A 21,558-nucleotide genomic window follows, 5' to 3' on the forward strand; every position below is an offset into this window, starting at 1 on the left:
CCTACTCCAATCTAGCAATGCGTCTTTCAAAACGGCTCCGATCCTGCTGCCAGATTCTCTGCTGGGTGTGATACGCGCGTTGGGCGATCTGTTCATAGGAGCGTTGGTTTACTTCATCCAGCTGGCGGCGAAGCTCGACCGGGAGCGATTCCACGCCGTTCAGCGCGCCGGCGATCGCGCCTCCCATGCTGGCGATCGAGTCCGCATCCCGGCCGTAATGGACCCCGCCGTAGATGGTTTCCATCGTCTCTCCCCTGGCGATCACCAGCATCGCCAGCGCAATCGGCAATTCTTCAATCGAGTGCATGCGGCTTGGCAGATTGGCATTTCCCTTGCCCGGTTTCTTTCTGTCCGCGTAATCCTTCACCGTATCATACGGTTCCATGGCGGTACGCAGCCCGTCGATGGCATCCTCCCACCGGCTGTAACGGGAAGCCGCCTCCAACACCGCTTCCAGCGCCAGCTTCGTGCCGTCCTTGGCGAACAGGCGGGCCACGTCGATGACGCTGTCGACCGTCGCATCATTGGACAGCGCTTCGGCGATCACGGCCGCCATCACGCCGGCCGCTTCCCTGCCGTAGCTGGTCTGATGGGCGCCGGCGATGTCGATCGCTTCCCGGTATGCCTGTTCGGGATCCCCCGCGTTCATGATCCCGACCGGACTCATGTACATCGCCGCCCCGCAGTTCACCATGTTGCCCTGTCCGGCCTCGCGCGGGTATACATTGGCCAGGCGGTGGCGCAGGAAGAGATATTGCTCCGGATAAAAGAGGCGGCTGATGATCGGCGCCTCCTGCCGCAATTCTGGAATAAACACCTTCTTGTCCGCGATTTCTTCCACCAGATGATTGGCGATGTCATAGGCATCCAGGTGGCGTTCCAGCGTCTCATAGACGCGCAGCAGGCTTTCGACCATCAGGGTGTCATCGGAAATATGACCGTTGCCCTTTTGCAGCGGGCGCATGTTGCCTGGCTCCTTCCACGCATCCGTGGCAGGCTCGACGAACGATTTGACCGTTCCGAACCGTTCCCTGATTTTCGCGGGGGTTAATCCTTCCGTCGGAGAACCCATGGCATCCCCGATCGCTCCCCCATAGATGCAGCCGGCGATTTTGGCATACAGCGATGCGCTCATGCTCGACACTCCCTTCTCTCCAGGATTTGTATCGCATGCTCCGTGGTGCGCCGTGCCAGGGACGACAGGGTGACACGCCGATCCGACACGATCAGGGTGCTGATGGTATCCTGCAAGGGAGCAGTCCATTTGGGCGGCAGCTGCGCAGCGCCGTTCCTCACCCCGAGAACGGAGCCGACCGACGCGCCGTTGCAGTCCGTATCCCAACCAGCCATCACCGCGATCGTAATCCCTTTTTCAAAGTCCCCGCCGCTGTACAGGAGCGACATGGCTACTACGGCGGCATTGTTCAGCGTATGGACCGTATGGTAGGTTCCGTACTGTTCGTGAATCCGCTGCAAGCAATCCCGCCAGTCGGGATACCGGTGGTACCAGTCGATCACCTGGCGAATGGCAGCAGCAAAGCGGGAGTCTTTTGGCACAAATGCCAGCCCGTGCCGGATGATTGCTTCCACATCCTCGCAGACGAACGCGCTGGCGATCATGGCGGCTATCCACAGGGCGCCGTAGACGCCGTTGCCGGTATGGGAAAGGGTGGCGTCACGATACGCCATCGTGACCGCACCCAGCGGATTTCCCGGGTTGACCCAGCCCCACAGATCGGCCCGGATTTGCGCGCCGATCCACTCCCGATAGGGGTTGCGGTAGGTTGCCGACTCAGGCGGCAGCACGCCGTTGATCAGATTCTTGTAGGTGACTCGTTCCGCCGTATACACCAGCTTGTACGGCATGTGGCGCAGCCATTCCTGGCCGATGTCCGCCGTCGTGAACCCCTCGCCGCACCTGTCCAATACCTGCAGGTTCAGGATGGCGTAATCCATATCGTCATCGCGCGGAGCGCCGTTTACTTCCCCCTTGATCGCCCCGTGGTATTCATCCTTGAACCTGTATCCTTCCGGCATCGGGTTGAGTCCGGGGATGTAATCGTTCAGCGGATACGCCCTCGCCAGCTGCAGGTAGGAGATCACGCGGTCATGCGGCCACAATTCGACCGGTTTGCCCAGCGTGCACCCGGCGGCGCGCCCCAGCCATCCCCCGTAAATCCGCTCATACAAGTGATCTTTTTCCAGCGCTGCCTGCCGAATTCCTTCTGTTTGCTGCAGGTCGGCAACAGCCAGGATGGCATCCAGGGCAGCAGGGTGTCTCCGGGCTTCCTCCTCATTGGTCAAGGAAAGGAGTCTGTCGTAGAGAGGCAGGAGCGTTTGATCGTCCTCTTCCTCATACTGCAGCTCCTGGTCGCGAATCGCATAGAACACTTCGCGAATGCTGCAACCTTTCCGTTTCAGCCAGGCGTGAAACTCCTGCCGGATGGCGGAGATGTCGCAGCCTTCTTCCTGTTTCTGCTGGAGTTCGTAATCGATCAGTACGGGCAATAATGTATACAACGTCTCCTTCTCCTCTCCTTACAGCCTCTGTTCGAGGTGAATCTTTGCCACCAATTCCTCCGCCACGCTCTTGATATCTGTCCCTGCCAGCGGCACGATGCATTTCCCGCGCACCGGGTTAATCCGCGAGATCCAGCTTTCCGGTATGCCCGCGATCCCTTGATACGCGCCCGTGATGGCGCCGGCAATGGCCGCGATGGTATCGGCATCCCGCCCGCAATTCACCGCGCACACGACGGAGTCCCGGTAATTCCCCTTGCCCGCGACGATGGCGCCATAAGCCAATGCGACGGCTTCCGGTCCGACATCCACCCAGTAATACTGATGGACGCTGATCTCATCATGCAGCCGCCGGGCAGCCTCCTGCAGCGATGTGCATGCGTCCGCGAGCAGAATCGCCCGCTCGATCAGCCGGTAAGTCCAGGAGTCGTGCGGAATATACCGAAGGCCCGCCTGCACCACCTCGTCCCAGCTGCTGGAGACCGCCGCGACGGCGACGCTGGCGGCCACCGCCTGGGCAGCAAAGAGGCCGTCTCCGGCATGGCTGATCATGCCGTCGATCAGCGCCAATCCGGCCGCCTTCGCCGGATCGCCCGCGCAGAAGATGCCGACCGGCGCAATCCGCATGGCGGTGCCATCGCTCCACATCTCCGGATTGTTTCGGCCGGTAAGCGGCGTCGACAAGCCCATTTTCAGGTTGCGGATCGCCGCCGCTTCGCTAAAGCCGCCCCCGAAAAACTGCCGGGTGTCGATCAGTTTTCGCCACTCGCGCTCCACATCTTCCGGGGTGATCTTCTCCCCGTATTGAATCAGATTGCGCGCCGTCAGGATGGCAAATTCGGTATCATCCGTGCCCACCGGGGCATCGGTGAGAAAATCGTCGACCCAGCCGTGGGTCTCACTGATCTGCCCGGCGCTCCAGCCTTCCACCGGCGCGCCGAGGGCGTCGCCGATGGCCAGGCCGAGCAGGCAGCCATATGCCTTGTCAAACAGCGTATCAGTCATGCCGGATTCCCTCCCTGCGCAGCAAGCTTTCCACCACGTCCTGGACATGCAGGCCGTTTGTCAGCGGCACACAGATGCCCTGCGTTCCGTTGATATAATCGTCGTAGGAGGAGGGGATTTGCCGCTTCCCCTGGTGCGCGCCGCACAAGGCTCCCACGAAGGCGGGGACGGAGTCGCTCAGCCGGGCGAAGGCATAGGAGAGCGGGATGGCCGCCTCCAGCCTGCCGTTTGTCAGATAGAAGAGGCTGTAAGCAAGCGCCACCGTTTCCGCCGCGATGTTCCCGTAATTGTAAATCCTGCTGCAAATTTCCACATCCAATTCCGGAATGGCCGCGAAAGGATTGTCGTACTTGCGGGCGATCTGCATGGCCTTGGTGGACATGGTGTGCACCCAGGTCGCAGCAGGCAGCTGCCCGATCCCGGCCGCAATCATCTCCTCCACGCTCTTGCCCTGCAAGCCGGCCGCAATCGAAGCGGCAAACGCGTATCCGGCATACAAACCTTCCCCGGCATGCGTGATGCTGCCGTCCCACTCCAGCAGCGTTCGGCGCAAATCCGCGTCATCGAAAGTGCGGATGGCGATGGCAATCGAGCGGGCCACAAAGCCGTCATCATAGGTGTGCGGGTGATCGTTGCCCGATTGCGGCGGTTGGAGACCTTTCCGCAGGTTCAGGATGGCGGAGCGTTCGGAGACGGATGACCGGATCTCGCTTTCTTTCTCCACGATATGTTCCCGCCAGTAGCCCGTAATCGCGTCCGCCGAGTACCGGCCGTCCAGATCGATCAGCATTTTGGCGGTAAACAAGGCAAATTCGCTGACATACGTGGGGGTCGGCTTCAACACTTCGCTTTGATGCCAGACGAAAGGCAGAACCGGCTTGATATTCCGATATTCCCCGCCGTGCGCCTCGATCTTGGTCATTACCCGATCGATCCACGGCAGCGTCAAGTATCTTCCCCGCATCATCGAAGGATAGCTCAAGGCATCGGCGATCATCATTCCTTGAAAACAACCCAGTGCCTTATCCAATACCTGCATGTGCCGTCACCCCTTAATACCCAGATTGGCGATGCCGCCGACCAGATGCTTCTGCGCGAAGTAATAGATCACGAGCAGCGGGAAAAGAACGACCGTGGAGGCCGCCATCAGATAGTTCCACTCGGCCTGGAAGGATGACACGAAGTTGGAAAGCCCGATGGCCAGCGTATATTTGTCCGGATCGCTCAAATAGATCAGCGGCCCCATGAAATCGTTGTACACTTCGGTAAACGTGAATACGAAGATGATCGTCAAAGCGGGTTTGAGCAGCGGGACCAGGATTTGAAAGAGTATCCGGAACGCCCCTGCGCCGTCAATCTTGGCCGCTTCGTCCAGATCAAACGGAATGCTTTGAAAATACTGCCGCATCAAAAAGATGTAGAACGGATTCCCGAAATAGGCAGGTACGGTGAGCGGCAGAAACGTGTCCACCCAGCCCAGCTTCGAAAACAGGATAAACGTCGGGATCATCGTCACCTGCTCCGGGATCAGCTGTGTTGCCAGCATGATCATAAACAGCACTTCCCTGCCCCGAAAGCGGAAGCGGGCAAAACCGTAGGCGACCAGCGTGCAGGACAGGAATTGTCCCAATATCACGAAAAACTCGATGGTGAAGGTATTGAGCGCATACCGGTCAAACGGTACCACCGTGAGGGCTTCCACATAGTTGGACCAGACGAAATGGTCGGGAATCCACTGCGGCGGGAACTGAAAGGTAGACGCCCGATCCTTGAGCGACGTCGAGACCATCCAGAAAAACGGGATCAGGCAGATGATCGACAGCGCGCTCAGCACGAGATAGAGAAACAGGTTCATCAGCGACAACTTTCTGCCGCCTGTTCGCCTGGCGGGTTGGCGGACCATCGCCGCCATGTCACGCACGGGTGTCCCCATGCTGATCACTTCCTTTCTTGCCCACATCCGCTTCGTAGTACACCCATTTGGATTGGGTGCGGTAGACGACAATCGCCAGGATCAGCGAGATGCCTCCGCCGATCCACGCCATGGCCGAAGCATACCCCATGTCCAGCGAGACGAATGCTTTCTGGTAGAGATACAGCATGTAGAAGAGGCCGGCATTGTCGGGTCCTCCCCCGCCGTCGTTGATCATGTAGGCCGTGGTGAAGATCTTGAAGGAGTCGATGATCCCCATCAGCAGCAGGAAGAACAGCGTCGGGGTCAGCAACGGCAGCGTAATTTTCCAGAAGATCTGCCAGCGATTGGCACCATCCATGCGCGCCGCCTCATACAGGTGCTGCGGAATGTTTTGCAGCCCGCCGAGGAACAGCACGGCATTGCCACCCACTTTCCACAGGCTGATCAGCACATAGGTGGGAAGGATCCACTTCGGATCTTCCAGCCATTTGGGCCCTTCGATGCCAAACCAGGACAGGAAATAATTGAGCAGCCCGTAATGGGCGTTGAAAATCCAGATCCACAGCATGGCAACGGCAACTCCGGTAATGACGGAAGGGATGTAGAAAATGGTGCGGAACAGATGGATAAACCGGATGTTCGCGTTCAACAGCAGCGCCAGGATCAATCCGCCCGCAAGCGTGAGCGGGATGGAAAAGAGCGAATACAGCAGCGTTACCTTGAGCGACTGAAAGAACAGCTTGTCGGTAAACAGATTGAAGTAATTCTTCAGCCCCACCCATTTCGGCGGGTTATAGATGTCCCAATCGGTAAAACTGATCAGGAAAGTGGCAACCAACGGAAATAGCGTAAAAATCAAAAGGCCCAATATCCAAGGGGAGATGAACAGATATCCTAATCGTTCTTCGTTTCTGGCTAACGGGCTCATACGCTGTCTGGACATTTCCTCACCCCTTCTGCTGGAAAACCGCTCCCCTGTCACCCGCTTAAGGGGCGACAGGGGGTCCAACCTTATTGTTTCTCCTTATCGATGATAGCCTGCGCCTCTTCGGCAGCCTGCTTGAGCGACACGGCCGGATCGACCGGATTGCCGTCCAGCGGCTTGATCGAATCGGTGAACGCTTTCTTGTAACTGGTGTTGATCGCCAGCTTGTACATGTTGGAGCGGAGCCGCACCGAGATTTTCGTCTTCTTGTTTCCTTCCGCGTAGAACACGCCCAATTTCTCATCCTTGTCCCAGCCGTTTTCGCTCCAGACTTCCTTGATCGCCGGAATCCAGGTTTTCTCGGCCGCGACGATCGACGCCGCCTTTTTGCCGGTGAGGAACTTCAGCCACGCCCACGCCTCGTTCTTGTGCGCAGATTTCGCGTTCATATGGAAGTTGACCGTGTCAACCCAGCCGTACGATTCGCCGGAGGCCGTTTCTTTCGGGAAGCTGACGACGCCCCATTTGAACGGCACGTCATTCAGCGAGCTGTATCCCCAGAGTTCCAGGCGGGACATGGCGACCGTGCCGGACGCAAATCCCGGGTTATCCTTGCCCTTGGGCAGCGTGTCCATCACATCGTCCGGGATGTTGCTGCCATCCGCCATGACATCTTGGAAAAATTTGAACGCTTTCTGCATCGGTTCGCCGTCCAGATACCCTTTGGCCGTATAGCCATCCTCGCTGATCATATCCCCGCCCATGTTCCAGATCAGCGGCGAGCCGGGCAGGGTTTTGTCATTGATCAGATCGGTTCCGTACACCTTGTCTTCCTTGTGCGTCAGCTTTTTGGCCGTCTCGCGGAAATCGTCCAGCGTCCAGCCGTCCTTCGGATAGGCGACGCCGTATTTGTCGAAAAGGTCTTTGTTGTACACAAGCGCGATCATGGAGATGTCGCGCGGCAGGCCGTACCGTTTCCCATCCGTTCCTTTGCCGCGCAGATCCGCAATCGGCTGGAAGTATTGATTCACATCGACGTTGTCCGCTTTGATGTACTCATCCAGCGGCTCCATGTAGCCGCGTTTGTATTCGTCGATGGAGTACCAGCCGACCCAGACATCCGGCCCGCGATCGCCGGCAAACGCGGCATTCAGCTTTTCAAAATAGGCGTCTTGGGGCACGTTGACGATTTTGACGTCAATGTCGGGATAGATCGCCTCAAATTCTTTCTCCAGCTTTTTATAGGTAGGCTGCCATGTGGCGAGGTCCGGTTCCCAAAAGACAACCTCCGCCTTGCCTACCGGCAGCTTCGTCCGTTCCGGGTCAGCCTGCGCGCCGCCGCTGGAAGCCGCGGGAGAATTCTCCTTCGAAGGATTCGGCTGGGAAGCGGACGAACAGCCTGCCACCAGGGACGCCGCAAGGGCACCCGCCAAAAACACCTTGCTTGCTCTTTTCATTGTCTCCATCCTTTCGCAATCGACTTTTGCCGCTTAAACGTTTAATCTTACACCATGTTGTTTAAACGTTTAAGCAACCTCCTGCCAATTACAATATCCGATCTTGAAATCGCTGTCAACAAATTGTGCGAAAAGAAAAATGTTTCTGTAGGATCGTCCTGGGCATGATCGTTTCAGCAAATAAAAAAACCAGCCGTCCAGCTGGTTCGTTTTCGGTATGGTGCGGTCAAGAGGACTTGAACCTCCACGGTGTTGCCACCACTAGAACCTGAATCTAGCGCGTCTGCCAATTCCGCCATGACCGCGTTGTTATTTGACCTGTCCCCGCTTTCCGGCGGCGACATAGTCAAATATATCAGAGCTTTTATCAAAAATCAAGAGGAAGTTTAAAAATTTTTTCTGCCTGTTCCCTTCGTCTACAACGCCTCGATCAGATCGCCGGCGATCAGCGAGAACATGCCTTTTCTTCCGGCAGCCGCGCGATCCCCCGCCGCTCCGTGAAGCCAGACGCCCAGGCATGCGGCGGCTTTGGCCTCGTACCCCTGGGCTAACAGCGAACCGATGATGCCCGCCAGGACGTCTCCCGATCCGCCGGTTGCCATTCCCGGGTTGCCCGTTGGATTGACATACGCGTCGCCATCGGGTGACGCGATGACCGTTGCGGCTCCTTTTAGCACCAGCAGCACGCGGTGCTTTTGGGCAAAGTGACGCGCCACCTCGATCCGATTGCGCTGGATTTCGGCCGTTGACACCCCGCACAGTCGGGCCATCTCTCCCGGATGCGGCGTCAGCACGACGGGGGCGGTGCGCTGTGGCCAGGCGGCAAAATCGGCTGCATCCGCCAGCATGTTGAGCGCATCGGCATCCAGCAGAAGGGGGGTATCGGTCTGCTCCCAGAGGGTGCGCAGCCAGGCCGTATCCCCGGGAAAACGTCCAAGCCCCGGCCCGATGACGGCTGCCTGCCTCTGCCGGATGGCCGCCAGCAGGCGCTCCACCGCCTGTGGATAGGTCCACCCCTCCTGGATGCCAAGCAGCATCGCTTCCGGCACATGGCCGATCAGCGATGGCATCAGCGTCGCGGGCGCCGCCCACGTGACCAGGCCGCAGCCCGCCCGGAGCGCGGCCCTGCACGCCAGGATTCCCGCTCCGCTCATCGCCTGGCTTCCGGCACAAACGAGCAGATGACCGTATGTCCCTTTATGGGTGTCGGGTCTGCGCGGCAGCGTAGTATCCAGCCCAAAACGCTGTTCAAATACTTGCGGGGTCAACAGATGGACGGCCACCTGAAACCGTTCCGCCAGCTGGCGGGGGATGCCGATGTTCGCGACCGTGATCTCTCCCGCCATCTCCCTGCCCGGATATTGGGCAAGCCCCCGTTTGAGAAAGGCCAGGGCAACGGTTTTTGCCGCCTTGATGCACGGCTCGTGTATCTGGCCGGTATCCGGATCCAGGCCGCTCGGGATATCCACCGACAGGATCGGCAGGCCGGACTGGTTGGCATCGCGGATCAGGGAAGCCACCTGGCCGCGGGGAGCGCCGCTGGAACCGGTGCCGAGCAGGGCATCCACAATGCCGTCGAAGCGCCCCCATTCGATCGGGTCCGCTCCATACACGGCCTGCCGGATGCCCAGCTTGCGCGCCGCATCCCGCTGGATGGCCGCTTCGCCCACAAGCGTGTCCGGATCCTGCGCATAAACAACCGTTACTTCGATACCGCTGTCGATCAGATGTCGGGCGGCGACAAGGCCATCCCCGCCGTTGTTTCCTTTTCCCACCAGGATGGCCCAATGCGGGGCTCCCTGCGAGCGGGACGGCATCATCGTGCGGCTGAATGCCTCCACTTCCCGCGCCACCTGGCAGCCTGCATTTTCCATCAGGGCTACCGCCGGGATGCCAAGCGAGAAAATGGTATGTTCGTCCATTTTGCGCATCTCATCTGCCGTTACCAGATACATGCGACATCCTCTCCATGGTCAGTGATGATACGTGGTATGTCCGCCTCTCATTTGCGCATCCTAATTTTAGATGAAATCCCTTCAGAGAGGTTGGATGCCACATGGCGGACAAGGATCAGCAAGCTCCAAAGGCCGACAAGCCGGACTATTTCTACTTTGATCTGGCCGACGAGAGCCATGAGCGGCTGTTGGAAAAAGAGCTGAAAGAAGCAAGCGAAAACCCGCTCGAACCCTTGAACGAAGTGACGAAGGTGGAGTATTGAGAAAAAAGTCAGGTTGGACGCCTGACTTTTTCTTATCCTTGCGAATCCGCCAGAACCTGCGGCTCGGCCGGTTTCTTCCTGACCGTCGTGAACGTAAAGACCGCCAGCCCGCTCCAGATCAGTCCGAAGCTGACCAGATGCGCGACGGTAAATGGCTCCTTAAAGAGAAAGACCGCCAGCAGCAGGCTGGTGCTGGGAGCCAGATACTGCAGGAATCCGATCATGGAGAGCGGGAGCGTTCGGGCCGCCTGGGCAAACCAATAGAGCGGCAGGGCCGTCGCCACCCCGGAAAGCATCAGCAGCATCCATTTCCCCGCCGACAGCGAAACGGCCACATCGGTCCCCGCTGCGTGAATCCAGAGCAGATAGGCGAGCGCGATCGGCAGGACCAGCATGGTCTCCCATGCCAGACTCACCATCGACTCCAACCCGGCCACCTTCTTGCCCAGGCCGTACAGCGCAAAGGTCAAAGCAAGCGCAATGGCGACCCAGGGAACCTGGCCGTACTTCAGCGTCATGATGGCAACGCCGACGGTCGCCAGCCCGATCGCCACCCATTGGCCCCCCTTCATTTTTTCTTTCAGGAACAACACGCCGAACACCACGTTGATGAGCGGATTGATATAATACCCCAGGCTGGTTTCCAGCACATGCCCCGCATTAACCGCCCAGATAAAGAGCAGCCAGTTGACGCTGATCACCAGGGAACAGAAAATGACGGCGAAGCGTTTCCTGCGGTCGCCCAATGACGCCCCCATCCGTTTCCAGCTGCGGGTGAGCAAAAGGATCAGCCCCACGAAGAAAAAGGACCAGACGATGCGGTGCCCCAGCAATTCGTCCGCCGGCACATCCAAAAACAGCTTCCAGTATAATGGCAAAAGTCCCCACAACAAATAGGCCAAAACGCCGTACATGATCCCTTTGTTCATACGAAACCTCTTCCCGTCTGCATTTTCCTCTAGTGTAACCCAATTCCATCCATTGCGCCATAGCCGGCAAACGCATCCTGCACCTTCCGGAGGGAAGCGCTTTCCGCCAGTTCAAGCCCATTGACACTCTGTCAAATTTGTCATTCAATTAAAAGTAAATTCAGAATAGCAAGGGGTACATAATCATGAGCATGCAGAAAGCCTTGACGATAGCCGGTTCGGATACCAGCGGCGGCGCTGGCATCCAGGCTGATTTGAAAACCTTTCAGGAGCTGGGGGTCTACGGCATGACCGCCCTTACCGTGGTGGTTGCCCAGGATCCGCACAACGACTGGTTCCATGCGGTTTATCCCCACGGGCTGAATGTGGTGGAAGCGCAGCTCGAGACCGTTCTCGCCGGAATCGGGGTGGACGCTGTCAAAACCGGCATGCTGGGCTCCACCGAGCTGATCGAGTTGGTTGGCCGCAAAATCGATCAGTATCAGTTGAAAAATGTGGTGATCGATCCCGTTATGGTGTGCAAGGGCGCAGACGAAGTGCTGCATCCGGAATCAGCGGTCGCGCTGCGGGACGTTCTCGTTCCAAGGGCAACCGTGGTTACCCCCAATCTGTTTGAAGCGGCCGTCTTAAGCGGCATGCCGCCGTTGACCACCGTGGATGCGATGAAAGAAGCGGCGGCGCGCATCCATGAGCGTGGAGCACAGTATGTGCTGGTCAAGGGCGGCGGCAAGCTGCAGCATGAAAAAGCGATCGATGTGCTGTACGACGGCAGCACCTTTGACATTCTGGAGGGCGAGCGCATTCCGACAACCTATACGCACGGCGCAGGCTGTACCTACTCCGCCGCGATCACGGCGGAGCTGGCGAAAGGAAAATCGGTCCGCGACGCGATTCGTATTGCGAAGGCCTTTATTACGGAAGCAATCCGCCATTCCTTCCCGCTTAACAAATATGTCGGGCCGACGAATCATGGGGCTTACCGGCACTCCCACGTCAAATAGCCGTCTCTCCGGCTGCCCGTCTGCGGGCGCCGCTGATCGTCTCTGGTCACACCCGCCTGCTTGTGTTATCGTCAAAAATGAAGGCGTTTTGAAAGAGGAGGAAGCCCCATGCATGTAAACGTACTGCTGTTTGCCGCACTGGCCGAACGGGCAAACCGTCGGGAAATCCCCGTGCAGCTGCCGGAAGCGGCTACGGTCGGCGCGCTGCTGCAAGCAATCGGCGATGCCTATCCCGCCCTTGCCCCCCTCCTGCCAAGCTGCTTCGTCTCGGTGAACCAGGAGTATGCGCAGCCCGACCGCGTGATCAACGCAGGCGATGAGATCGCCATCCTTCCTCCCGTCAGCGGCGGTGAGGACGCACGGTTTTGCATCACGGATCAGCCTCTTCGCGCGGATGACCTGATCAAACTGGTCTCCAATCCGCGGGCCGGCGCCGTGCTGACGTTCGTGGGGACAGTGCGGGAGTTTACGCAGGGGCAGCGGACGGTCTCTCTCTCGTATGAAGCGTACATCCCGATGGCGATCGACAAGATGAAGCAGATCGCCGCTGAAATCCGGGAACGTTGGCCGGAAGCGGAAGTGGCGATTCACCACCGCATCGGCGATCTGGCCATCGAAGAGATCGCCGTGATCATCGCGGTTGCCACCCCCCACCGCAACGAATCGTTTGAAGCGGGCCGCTACGCGATCGAGCGGCTGAAACAGATCGTTCCCATCTGGAAAAAAGAGCGCTGGGAAGACGGCAGCGAATGGAAAGGGCATCAGCTTGGCCCATGGAATCCGCTGGCCACACCCGACCAATAAACGAAACGGAGGATCATGCCGATCCTCCGCCAGACTGATGACAAACTTCTGTTTGAGGCATGGAGTAATGGGGGCCAGGCGAACTCCTTTGACGACCGACACAGCGAAGAAACGTAAGACGCGGGGGATCAGGGGGCGTGAGTCTCACTTCCCTGAGACACCCAGATGTTGAGCCCCCTGCCCGCGTCGCGTTTCGGAGCGGACAAAAGCCAACTTCCTCGCGGGTCGTCAAGAGAGCGAGCAGGAACCATTACCCATGCGAAAAAAGGACTTTGTCTGCACAATGACGGAGGATCATGCCGATCCTCCGTTTTTTGCGCCTGTTCGTGCGATGCGCTTATCCACCGATGTGCGACATCTCCACTTTTTTGCGTTTGTGCAGCTCATTGGTATGCTTCCACCGTTCTTCCGAATAGCGGTCGGCGCGCTGGCTCCATACCCTGACAATCAGTTCCTTCATGGCCTCATCGCTGTATCCTTCCCGCATCGGTCCTCGCAGATCCACCCCATCGGACGCGAAAAGACAGGTGTACAGCTTTCCTTCTGCTGACAGGCGGGCCCGCGTACAGGTAGAGCAGAACGCCTGCGTGACCGAGGTGATCAGGCCGATCTCCTGATCCGTCCCTTGATAGCGGTAGCGGGCGGCCACTTCGCCGAAATAGTTGGGTTCAACGGGCTCCAGCGGCATTTCCGCGTGAATCCGCTCCACGATCTCCTGCCCGCTAACCACCTGGTCCATCTTCCATCCGTTGCTGTTCCCGACATCCATATACTCGATGAAGCGCAGGATATGGCCCTGTTCCCGGAAGTAACGGGCCATCGGGAGAATGTCCACATCATTGACCCCGCGCTGGACCACCATGTTGATCTTGACCCGAAGCCCCACGCGGGCGGCCGCTTCGATTCCTTCCAGGATCGTCTTGACCGGCACATTGCGCCCGTTGATTTTGCCGAAGCGCTCATCATCCAGGCTGTCCAAACTGACGGTCACCCGCTTCAAGCCGGCATTTTTCAGGGATTCCGCCTGCTGGGCGAGAAGCGAGCCGTTGGTGGTGAGGGCGATATCCTTCACCCCTTCCACCTGTGTGATCATTTGAATCAACAAGGGAAGGTTTTTGCGCAGCAGCGGCTCTCCCCCGGTAATTCTGATTTTTTCCACGCCGAGGGACGTGAAGATGGCGGTCAGGCGCGTGATCTCTTCAAAGGTAAGCAGCTTCTCTTGCGGCAGGAAGGGATAATCGGGACCAAACAGCTCCGCAGGCATGCAGTATCGACAGCGAAAATTGCATTTATCCGTTACGGAGATGCGCAAATCGCGGAGAGGACGTCCCAATGCGTCTTTCCATTTATCCAAACGGTCCACTCTCCTCCCGATAGGATTCGCCTTGCATGATCGACGAATCGTAGATTACTGTACCGGAATCCCGGCAGCTGTATCCCCCCAACGACTCGACGCGCTGCCGAAACGCATCCGAACGGATGATCCGCAGCAGTTCTTGTCCTTCCCTGCCAAGAAAGAAGCTGCGGCTCATCAGCAAATCGAACCGTTCTTCCGCCACCGGCACAAAGTCAAGGCCCAACGCCTGTGCGGCCGAGTAGATGCCAAGACCTACATCCGCCGTGCCTCCGGCCACCGCAGCTGCCACGCTGAGATGGGAAACCGCTTCCCGATCATACCCATAAATCTGTTTACGATCCATTGTACCCTGTTTCAACAGATAATCAAACAACAATCTTGTCCCCGCGCCCCGCTGCCGGTTGATATAGGTCACTCCCTCTTTCGCAATGTCATGAATGGTGCGGATGCCGAGCGGATTGCCTTTGCGGACGATCCACCCCTGCTGGCGATAGACGAACTGGACGAGGACAACCTCCATTCCCCGCAGATATTTTTGAATAAAAGGGAGGTTATAGGTGCCCGTCTCTTCATCAAACAGATGGACGCCCGCCACATGGGCCTCTCCTTTCTGGATCGCCACAATCCCGCCCATGCTGCCGACATGGGAGGATGCCATATACCGGTAAGGATTCGTCTCTCGCAACAGCGTATGCAGCACATCGATAGAAAGATCATGGCTTCCGCTTACCACGATGGTGCGGTTGATCTGCTCGAGCGGCCGGTACAGTTCAATCTCCGCTTCTTCCCCCTGTTCGTACCCCAGATGGCCGGGAGGGATGCGCAGCAGCCCGTCCGCCCTGACCATCGACATGGTCACCCCGGCGGCGCGCGTCAGCGGATTGGCGATATACTGCCCATCCACACAGCCGATCGTCATGCGGACAAAATCTTCCGCGCCCATGACGGATACGACCCGCCGGCCCAGTCTGGCTTTCACCTTTTCGCGCTGCGGTTCCATGAGACCGTAATAATCGTGGACGAGGGGCCGGACGAACCACTCCAGCGCCAGATAGGCCGATACCGGATAGCCGGGCAGACCGACGACCGGCGTACCGTCGACCATGCCGATGACGACCGGCTTGCCGGGGCGGGTCGCCACCCCATGCGTCAGCACTTCGCCCAGCTCTGCCACCACATGAACGGTGTAATCCTCCGTGCCGGCGGATGAACCTGCATTCAACAGAATGATGTCCGCTTCCCGCACGGCCTGCCGGACCGCCTCTTTGATCAGGGGAAAGTCGTCCTTCACGATCCCGCGATACAGCGGATCGGCTCCCCACTCCTGCAGATAGGCGGAAAAGACCGTTCCGTTAAATTCGATGATCTCCCCCTCGGCTACATTCTCCGCCGGAGGGATCAGCTCCGTCCCCGTTGGAATGATCGCTACCCGAGGCTTTTGCCACACGGGCACCTGGACGATGCCGCCAGCCAGCAGGGCGCCCAGGTCAACGGCACGCAGCTTGTGGCAGGCCGGCACGATCATCTCGCCCGCGACGACATCTTCCCCGATTGGCCGGATGTGCTGCCAGGGGGCCACCGCCTCCAGGATCTCCACGGTCGTTTCATCAATCTGCTGCACCTGTTCAATCATAATCACAGCGTCAAAACCGGCGGGGATGGGATCGCCCGTATCGACGATCGCGTAATCGCTGCCCAACCGCAAGCGTATGGGGTGCTGTTCATCAGCGCCGTACGTCCGCTCGGCTTTGACGGCGATCCCGTCCATCGCGGCCGCGTGATAGTTGGGCATGGAGACCCTGGCGTAGATCGGCTCAGCCGTCACGCGGCCCAGCGCCTGTTGGGTCGGCACATATTCCGTTCTCCGCTGCCAGCGGACACGCTGCAGCAGCTGTTCCCGGGCAACGGGCAAAGAGGTATCTTCCAAGTAGATTTTGCGCATAGCTCCCTCCGTCACGATGGAAATCGATATACGTTCACCGTTTCTCCTTCCAATATCCCTTCTTTCTGAGGTGGAATCTCCACCATGCCGTCGCTGTCGACGAGCGTGGAGATCAGGCCCGACTTGCCGAAGACGGGTACCGCCCACAAGCCGTCTTCCCGCTCCTCCAGTTTGACGCGAACATAATCGGAGCGCCCCACCGCTGACGGAACGTTGCGGGTGATCCGCGCCGTGACGCGCAGGTCGGCTTCATGCCGTTCCAACCCCATGAGCCTGTGCAGGATGGGGACGGCGAACAGATGAAAGATAATGAGGGCGGATGCCGGATGGCCGGGCAATCCCATCACCGGCTTTTCGTCGGCCTTGGCGAGGATGGTCGGCTTGCCGGGCTTGACGGAGACGCCGTGCACCAGGATACCCGGCTCCCCGAGCCCTTGCAGCACGTCCACGGTGAAATCCCGGGTGCCTACGGAGCTGCCGCCGGACAAGAGCAGGAAGTCTACCTGCCGGAACAGGGCGACTGCCCTTTCGCTGAATTCGTCCCGGTCGTCCCGGACAATGCCGCCTTCCACCACCTCCGCTCCTGCCTGCCTCAAAGCTGCCGCAATCGTCGTGGAGTTGATATCCCGGATCTCCCCCGGCGCAAGGGGCTTTTTGTCGGGAGGAACGATTTCATCGCCGGTGGACAGCAGTCCGACGAGCGGTTTCGGATAGACCAGCACCTCGGTTCGGCCGATGGCGGAAAGGACCCCCAGCTCCTGCGGCCGAAGCTTGCGGCCCGCCCGGATCACCACCTCCCCGATGCTGACATCATCCCCGGCCCGAATGATGTTTTCGCCCGGAGCAACCTGGCGGAACACATTGAGCAGATCTCCCGTCTCTTCGGCATGTTCGATCATGACGACGCTGTCCGCCCCTTCCGGCAGCATCCCGCCCGTCGGAATGTATTGGGCCTGTCCCTCTTCCAACCGGACACCCGCCGCCTGTCCCATTTCGATCCTGCCCGTCAGCGTCAGAAAGGCGGGCAGCGATTCGGCGGAACCGTACGTGTCTTTGGCCCTGACGGCATAACCGTCCACGGTGGAGCGCGAAAAAGCGGGAACCTGTTCCTCCGACACCACGTCCTCTGCCAGCACGCGGCCCAGCGCTTCCTTTACCGGAATGCGGACGGGAGGGCGCCGAACGCGGAATTGTTCCTGAATGATCGCCAAGGTTTCCTCAACGGTTTTGACCTGAAAGAACTTCATGCCTGCCTCCCCTTGTGCACCTGATTGTTTTATAATAGTGAGAAAAAGGAGAATGTTCCTGATGAAGGTAAAAGTATTCGCGAACTTTCGCGAAATCTGCCAGAGCAAGATTGTGGATGTTCCCAGTCAGGAAGGCGATCGCGTCATCGACATCCTCGAATCCCTGGTGAAGCTCTATCCGCCCCTGGAACCGGAAGTGTTCACGGAGGAGCGCACGCTGAAGCCGTTCGTGCATGTCTTTCTCAACGGCCGCAACATCATTCACGAAGACGGCCTCAACACCCGCGTGAGGGAAGAGGACCAATTCGCTCTTTTTCCGCCGGTTGCCGGAGGGTGACGGGATGGAGACCACCCTTGAGTTCCGGGGCATTCCCGCCCGCCAGCTGATCGCCTACCTGCAGGAGCTGGGCGGTCTGCAGGAGGACGCCTCCTCTCCGATCCTCGGCGAGGGCTGGGAAGCGGAGATCGTAAGGGAAGAGGAGGTACAGATCACCTCCCGCTTCCGCGTAAACGCCGTATTCATCCGGTTTCGGGCCGAGACGGAAGAGAAGCTGGCCCAACTCCTGGCTGCCTTGCGCAAAAAAACGATGCGGGTCGGCGGATAATCAAATGGTTTAAAAAAGGTGGAAGGATCCTTCCACCTTTTTGCTTATGCGTATGGGTTCAGATGATTTGAAGCTCCCGCAATTTCTCTTCCGGAACGACTCCATCCACCCAGCCGCGCGCCTTGTAGTATTCATCCAGCATGATATCCATCCGGCTGACGTGTCCGGCGCTGTTGCCGGTCCCCGGCTCCTCGGTGAAGCGTTTCGGCAGGTAGTCATCCTCCCGCTTGTTATAGCCGGCCAGGTTGTTGTAATAGCGCTCCAGGTTGTAAATGCGCTCGCCGATTTTCAGCACATCGTCGGCCGTAATGGGGATGCCGGTCATGGCCGCATACTGTTCCGCATAGTGTTCCGCATTCTCGGAGAACGACGAGAATTTGCACACATCCATCGAATCGGAGAAGGCGAACAGGTCCTGGAAGATTTTCAAGAGCTCACCCTTGCCTTCAGGTTTCAGGCGGTCGGTTGGCTCCGGAATGCCGGCGATCTCGCTAGCCACCGTATAGCCGCGCAGGTGGCACGCCCCGCGGTTGCTGGTCGCATAGCCAAGACCGATTCCCTGGATGCCGCGCGGATCGTAGGCCGGAATCGACTGACCCTTGCAAACCATGGCCAGGTTGGGGTCGCCGAACGCCGCAGCGGCTCTGGCGGTGCCTTCCGCCAGCACGTCGCCGATGCCGCGGCGGAACACGAGCGCTTCCGTCAGCTCGATCATCCGGTCGGCGTCTCCCCAGGTGAGTTCTTCCGCAACCAACCCCTTCTCCACCGCTTCCATCATGCAGGAAAGGGTATTGCCCAGCTCGATCGTATCGATGCCGTATTCGTTGCACATGTTGATGAGATACGCGATGGCGTTGGCGTCGCTCAATCCGCAGTTGGCACCCAGCGCCCAGCCGGACTCATACTCGAAGCTTTCGACCCGGGTCTTGTACTTGCCTTCCTTCACTTCCACTTCCTTCTTGCAGGCCACCGGACAGGCGTGACAGGTATTGTCGGCTACCAGTATGGTGGCGTTCACCGTTTCGCCGCTGTGCCCTTCCGCCTGGTCGAAGTGCGTATACTTGGAATTCATGGTCGGCAAAGCGCCCACCTCGTTGATGATGCTGGTGAGCACGTTTGTGCCGTAGACCGACAGCCCGCCTTTCTTCGGAGCGGTCAACCCGCCTTCCATGATCGCTTTCAGCGCCTTTTGATTGGCCTGTTTGTACTCTTCGTCCTTGGCCGGCTGCGGCATGTTCCCTTTTTGGGAAGCCTTGATGACGATCGCCTTCAGGTTCTTGTACCCCGCAACCGCGCCGGTGCCGCCCCGGCCGGCGGAACGATCATGCTCATTCATGAAATTGGCGAAGCGCACCAGATTTTCTCCCGCTTGTCCGATGCACATCACGCTCAGGTCTTCTTTGCCGTAGCGCTGCTGCATGGTCCGGATCGTCTCGCGCGTCCCTTTTCCCCAGACATCACTCGCATCGCGAAGCTCCGCCTGCCCGTTCTCCACGTACAGGTAGACCGGATGATCGCTCTTTCCGGTGAAAATGATATTGTCCACGCCTGCCCATTTCAGGCGGGCCGCCGTCCAGCCCCCCATGTGCGAATCGGTCACCGTACCGGTCAAAGGCGATTTGGTGACGACGCACAGCCGGCCGCTCATGGTGGAGCGCGATCCGGTCACAGGGCCCGTCATGATGCACAGCATGTTCTCTGCCGAGAGCGGTTCCACCTGCGGGCCGTTGTCAAACACATACTTGACGCCAAGCCCGCGCCCTCCTACATACTTTCTCGCCAGCTCTTCGTCGATCTCCCGGTAGGAGACGGTTCCATCCGTCAGATTGACCAGGATCTCCCGGTTTTTGAAACCACCCAATGCCATGTCTGCCCCTCCTTTTTTTTTCCGCGTCATGTGAAAGTGCTTTCATGTTTTTCTCTATTTCGACTTTTATGAATCATTTTCCTTCTATATGCCGCCAGGATATTGAAAAAAATGTCAATCGAAGCGATGCCCTCCATTGGAATGATCTAGCAAAAAAGGATTGCGCTAGCATTGAATCATCAAGTATGTTGGTTTTATACCACGATTTGCTAGAATCCATGAGGGAGGGATCGCCATGAAAGTTTGTCAGCTGCGACATTTCTATTTGTTGCTCACTCTTCTTTGTTTGCTTGTTGCTGCCTGTGGAACCGCTACCACTGCCAGCACGGGTTCCCCTCCGCCGCCTGCCGACGCTCCGGCCCGGGAGATCCTGCTTGCCACCACCACGAGCACGCAGGATTCGGGGCTCCTGGATGCAATCCTGCCCGTCTTTGAAAAGGAATCCGGCATTAAGGTTAAGGTGGTCGCAGTCGGCACCGGCCAGGCGATCAAGATGGGCGAGGACGGGGATGCCGACGTCCTGCTCGTTCACTCGCGCAAGGATGAGGATGCATTTGTCGCCAAAGGGTTGGGCGTCAATGCCTACGACGTGATGTACAACCAGTTCTACCTTGTCGGGCCCGCTGCAGACCCTGCCGGGGTAAAAACGGCGAAAACGGCGGCGGAAGCGTTCGAGCGCATTGCCAAGGCGAAGGCTCTCTTCATCTCGCGCGGTGACGATTCCGGCACGGACAAGAAGGAAAAAAGCATCTGGAAAGAGGCCCAGATCACGCCGTCCGGCGACTGGTATCTCTCCTCCGGTCAAGGAATGGGGGCGACGCTGCAGATCGCGGACGAAAAGCAGGCGTACACCTTGACCGACGAAGCGACTTTCCTGTCCCGCAAACTGGGTCTCGTCGTGTTGATGCAGGGGGAAAAATCCCTGCTGAACCCATATGGGGTGATCCAGGTGGCATCCACCAAGAAGCAAGAGGAAGTCGGCCAATTCATCGCCTTCTTGACCGGCCCGGAAGGTCAGCGGTTGATCGGGGAGTACGGCAAGGATAAGTACGGCAAAGGACTGTTCGTGCCAAACGCGAAAAAACGATAGGAGAACGTCTATGCTTCTGTCGCCAAACGTAGTGGAAATCATTCTGCTCTCTTTAAAGGTGACGACAACGGCGGTGCTGGCGGGCGCCTTAGCGGGCATCCCCCTCGGGGCGCTGCTGGGGCTCTACTCTTTCCCCGGCAAGCGGCTGATCGTGGCCCTGGTGTTCACGTGCATGGGGTTGCCCCCGGTACTCATCGGTGTTGTGATCTATCTTATGCTTTCCAGGAGCGGTCCGCTTGGGTCCATGGAGCTGCTTTTCACTCCGCAGGCCATGATCCTGGCCCAATTCCTGCTTGTGACCCCCATCATCATCGGCCTTACCATGACGGCCGTCCAGGCCAAGGACCGCTCCTACCGGGAGACGGCCAAAAGCCTCGGGGCCAGCCGGCCGCAAATGATCTGGACCATCATCAAGGAAGCGCGCAGGGGCATTTGGTCAGGAATTGCCGCCGCCTATGGCCGGGCGATCGCGGAGGTGGGCGCCGTCATGCTGGTGGGTGGAAACATTGAGCATCACACCCGCGTGATGACGACCGCCATCATTCTGGAGACGCGGATGGGTCATTTTACGGAAGGATTGCAATTGGGCCTCGTCCTGCTCCTGGTCAGCTTCGCGTTCAACAGCGTCTTGATGCTGGGCATGATGGAGCAATTACGTGCATACAGGAGATAGAAG

At 58.5% G+C, this 21,558-nt stretch carries 20 protein-coding genes and 1 tRNA gene; 7 read left to right on the forward strand and 14 right to left on the reverse strand.

Annotated elements, in window-relative coordinates:
• Position 1: 1 nt before the first annotated feature.
• From G3578_RS11890 to G3578_RS11930, 9 genes are all read right to left on the reverse strand, one after another.
• Complete coding sequence (locus G3578_RS11890; RefSeq protein ID WP_165212894.1) at positions 2-1,135, reverse strand: ADP-ribosylglycohydrolase family protein; 1,134 nt, start codon at positions 1,133-1,135, stop codon at positions 2-4.
• Positions 1,132-2,520, reverse strand: coding sequence for an ADP-ribosylglycohydrolase family protein (locus tag G3578_RS11895; protein WP_165212896.1), 1,389 nt, complete (start codon positions 2,518-2,520; stop codon positions 1,132-1,134). The genes G3578_RS11890 and G3578_RS11895 overlap by 4 nt, the downstream gene beginning before the upstream one ends.
• Before the next feature lie 18 nt (positions 2,521-2,538).
• Complete coding sequence (locus G3578_RS11900) at positions 2,539-3,525, reverse strand: ADP-ribosylglycohydrolase family protein (RefSeq protein ID WP_165212898.1); 987 nt, start codon at positions 3,523-3,525, stop codon at positions 2,539-2,541.
• Entirely contained in the window at positions 3,518-4,564 is a 1,047-nt protein-coding gene (locus G3578_RS11905; protein WP_165212900.1) for an ADP-ribosylglycohydrolase family protein, read from the reverse strand. The genes G3578_RS11900 and G3578_RS11905 overlap by 8 nt, the downstream gene beginning before the upstream one ends.
• Before the next feature lie 6 nt (positions 4,565-4,570).
• Positions 4,571-5,458: a carbohydrate ABC transporter permease gene (locus G3578_RS11910; RefSeq protein ID WP_165212902.1), complete on the reverse strand. Its 888-nt coding sequence runs from the start codon at positions 5,456-5,458 to the stop codon at positions 4,571-4,573.
• Positions 5,439-6,383, reverse strand: a complete 945-nt coding sequence (locus tag G3578_RS11915) for a carbohydrate ABC transporter permease (RefSeq protein WP_165212904.1) — start codon at positions 6,381-6,383, stop codon at positions 5,439-5,441. Before G3578_RS11915 ends, G3578_RS11910 begins: the two co-directional genes overlap by 20 nt.
• Before the next feature lie 68 nt (positions 6,384-6,451).
• A complete protein-coding gene (locus tag G3578_RS11920; RefSeq protein ID WP_165212906.1) occupies positions 6,452-7,822 on the reverse strand; it encodes an ABC transporter substrate-binding protein in 1,371 nt (456 codons plus the stop codon).
• Between the two features lie 218 nt (positions 7,823-8,040).
• A tRNA-Leu gene (locus G3578_RS11925) sits at positions 8,041-8,127 on the reverse strand.
• A 111-nt stretch (positions 8,128-8,238) separates the two neighbouring features.
• On the reverse strand, positions 8,239-9,777 hold the full coding sequence (locus tag G3578_RS11930) for an NAD(P)H-hydrate dehydratase (protein WP_165212908.1): 1,539 nt from the start codon (positions 9,775-9,777) through the stop codon (positions 8,239-8,241).
• Between the two features lie 101 nt (positions 9,778-9,878).
• On the opposite strand from G3578_RS11930, the gene G3578_RS11935 reads away from it, so the two are divergent.
• Positions 9,879-10,040 (forward strand): hypothetical protein, encoded by a 162-nt coding sequence (locus G3578_RS11935; protein ID WP_165212910.1) that lies wholly within the window; start codon positions 9,879-9,881, stop codon positions 10,038-10,040.
• 32 nt (positions 10,041-10,072) lie between these two features.
• On the opposite strand, the gene rarD is transcribed toward G3578_RS11935, so the two are convergent.
• The gene (rarD, locus tag G3578_RS11940) at positions 10,073-10,969 is read right to left on the reverse strand and encodes an EamA family transporter RarD (protein ID WP_165212912.1); all 897 of its coding nucleotides are present in this window, start codon (positions 10,967-10,969) and stop codon (positions 10,073-10,075) included.
• Between the two features lie 185 nt (positions 10,970-11,154).
• Between rarD and pdxK the strand changes: the two genes are divergently transcribed.
• Positions 11,155-11,970 (forward strand): pyridoxine/pyridoxal/pyridoxamine kinase, encoded by an 816-nt coding sequence (pdxK, locus tag G3578_RS11945; protein ID WP_165212914.1) that lies wholly within the window; start codon positions 11,155-11,157, stop codon positions 11,968-11,970.
• Positions 11,971-12,078: 108 nt separating this feature from the next.
• Positions 12,079-12,774: a molybdenum cofactor biosynthesis protein gene (locus G3578_RS11950; protein ID WP_165212916.1), complete on the forward strand. Its 696-nt coding sequence runs from the start codon at positions 12,079-12,081 to the stop codon at positions 12,772-12,774.
• 337 nt (positions 12,775-13,111) lie between these two features.
• Here the strand turns inward: G3578_RS11950 and moaA are convergent, their stop codons facing one another.
• The 3 genes from moaA to G3578_RS11965 are packed head-to-tail and all read right to left on the reverse strand — an operon-like array spanning position 13,112 to position 17,320.
• Positions 13,112-14,128: a GTP 3',8-cyclase MoaA gene (moaA, locus tag G3578_RS11955; protein ID WP_165212918.1), complete on the reverse strand. Its 1,017-nt coding sequence runs from the start codon at positions 14,126-14,128 to the stop codon at positions 13,112-13,114.
• The gene (locus tag G3578_RS11960) at positions 14,121-16,073 is read right to left on the reverse strand and encodes a molybdopterin biosynthesis protein (protein ID WP_165212920.1); all 1,953 of its coding nucleotides are present in this window, start codon (positions 16,071-16,073) and stop codon (positions 14,121-14,123) included. The genes moaA and G3578_RS11960 overlap by 8 nt, the downstream gene beginning before the upstream one ends.
• An 11-nt stretch (positions 16,074-16,084) precedes the next feature.
• Positions 16,085-17,320: a molybdopterin molybdotransferase MoeA gene (locus G3578_RS11965; protein ID WP_165212922.1), complete on the reverse strand. Its 1,236-nt coding sequence runs from the start codon at positions 17,318-17,320 to the stop codon at positions 16,085-16,087.
• A gap of 61 nt (positions 17,321-17,381) precedes the next feature.
• On the opposite strand from G3578_RS11965, the gene G3578_RS11970 reads away from it, so the two are divergent.
• Together G3578_RS11970 and G3578_RS11975 are read left to right on the forward strand one after the other, a co-directional pair.
• Positions 17,382-17,657, forward strand: a complete 276-nt coding sequence (locus G3578_RS11970) for a ubiquitin-like small modifier protein 1 (RefSeq protein ID WP_165212924.1) — start codon at positions 17,382-17,384, stop codon at positions 17,655-17,657.
• A 4-nt stretch (positions 17,658-17,661) separates the two neighbouring features.
• Complete coding sequence (locus G3578_RS11975) at positions 17,662-17,925, forward strand: MoaD-like domain-containing protein (RefSeq protein WP_165212926.1); 264 nt, start codon at positions 17,662-17,664, stop codon at positions 17,923-17,925.
• A 58-nt stretch (positions 17,926-17,983) separates the two neighbouring features.
• On the opposite strand, the gene G3578_RS11980 is transcribed toward G3578_RS11975, so the two are convergent.
• The gene (locus tag G3578_RS11980) at positions 17,984-19,792 is read right to left on the reverse strand and encodes an aldehyde ferredoxin oxidoreductase family protein (protein WP_165212928.1); all 1,809 of its coding nucleotides are present in this window, start codon (positions 19,790-19,792) and stop codon (positions 17,984-17,986) included.
• 235 nt (positions 19,793-20,027) lie between these two features.
• On the opposite strand from G3578_RS11980, the gene G3578_RS11985 reads away from it, so the two are divergent.
• Both G3578_RS11985 and G3578_RS11990 read left to right on the forward strand, forming a co-directional pair.
• Positions 20,028-20,882 carry an ABC transporter substrate-binding protein gene (locus G3578_RS11985; protein ID WP_206529647.1) on the forward strand — a complete coding sequence of 285 codons (855 nt, stop codon included), beginning with the start codon at positions 20,028-20,030 and terminating at the stop codon, positions 20,880-20,882.
• A 10-nt stretch (positions 20,883-20,892) separates the two neighbouring features.
• The gene (locus G3578_RS11990) at positions 20,893-21,555 is read left to right on the forward strand and encodes an ABC transporter permease (protein ID WP_165212930.1); all 663 of its coding nucleotides are present in this window, start codon (positions 20,893-20,895) and stop codon (positions 21,553-21,555) included.
• Positions 21,556-21,558 lie beyond the last annotated feature (3 nt).

Source organism: Brevibacillus sp. SYP-B805 (genome assembly GCF_011059135.1).
Taxonomy (GTDB): Bacteria; Bacillota; Bacilli; order Brevibacillales; family Brevibacillaceae; genus Brevibacillus_F.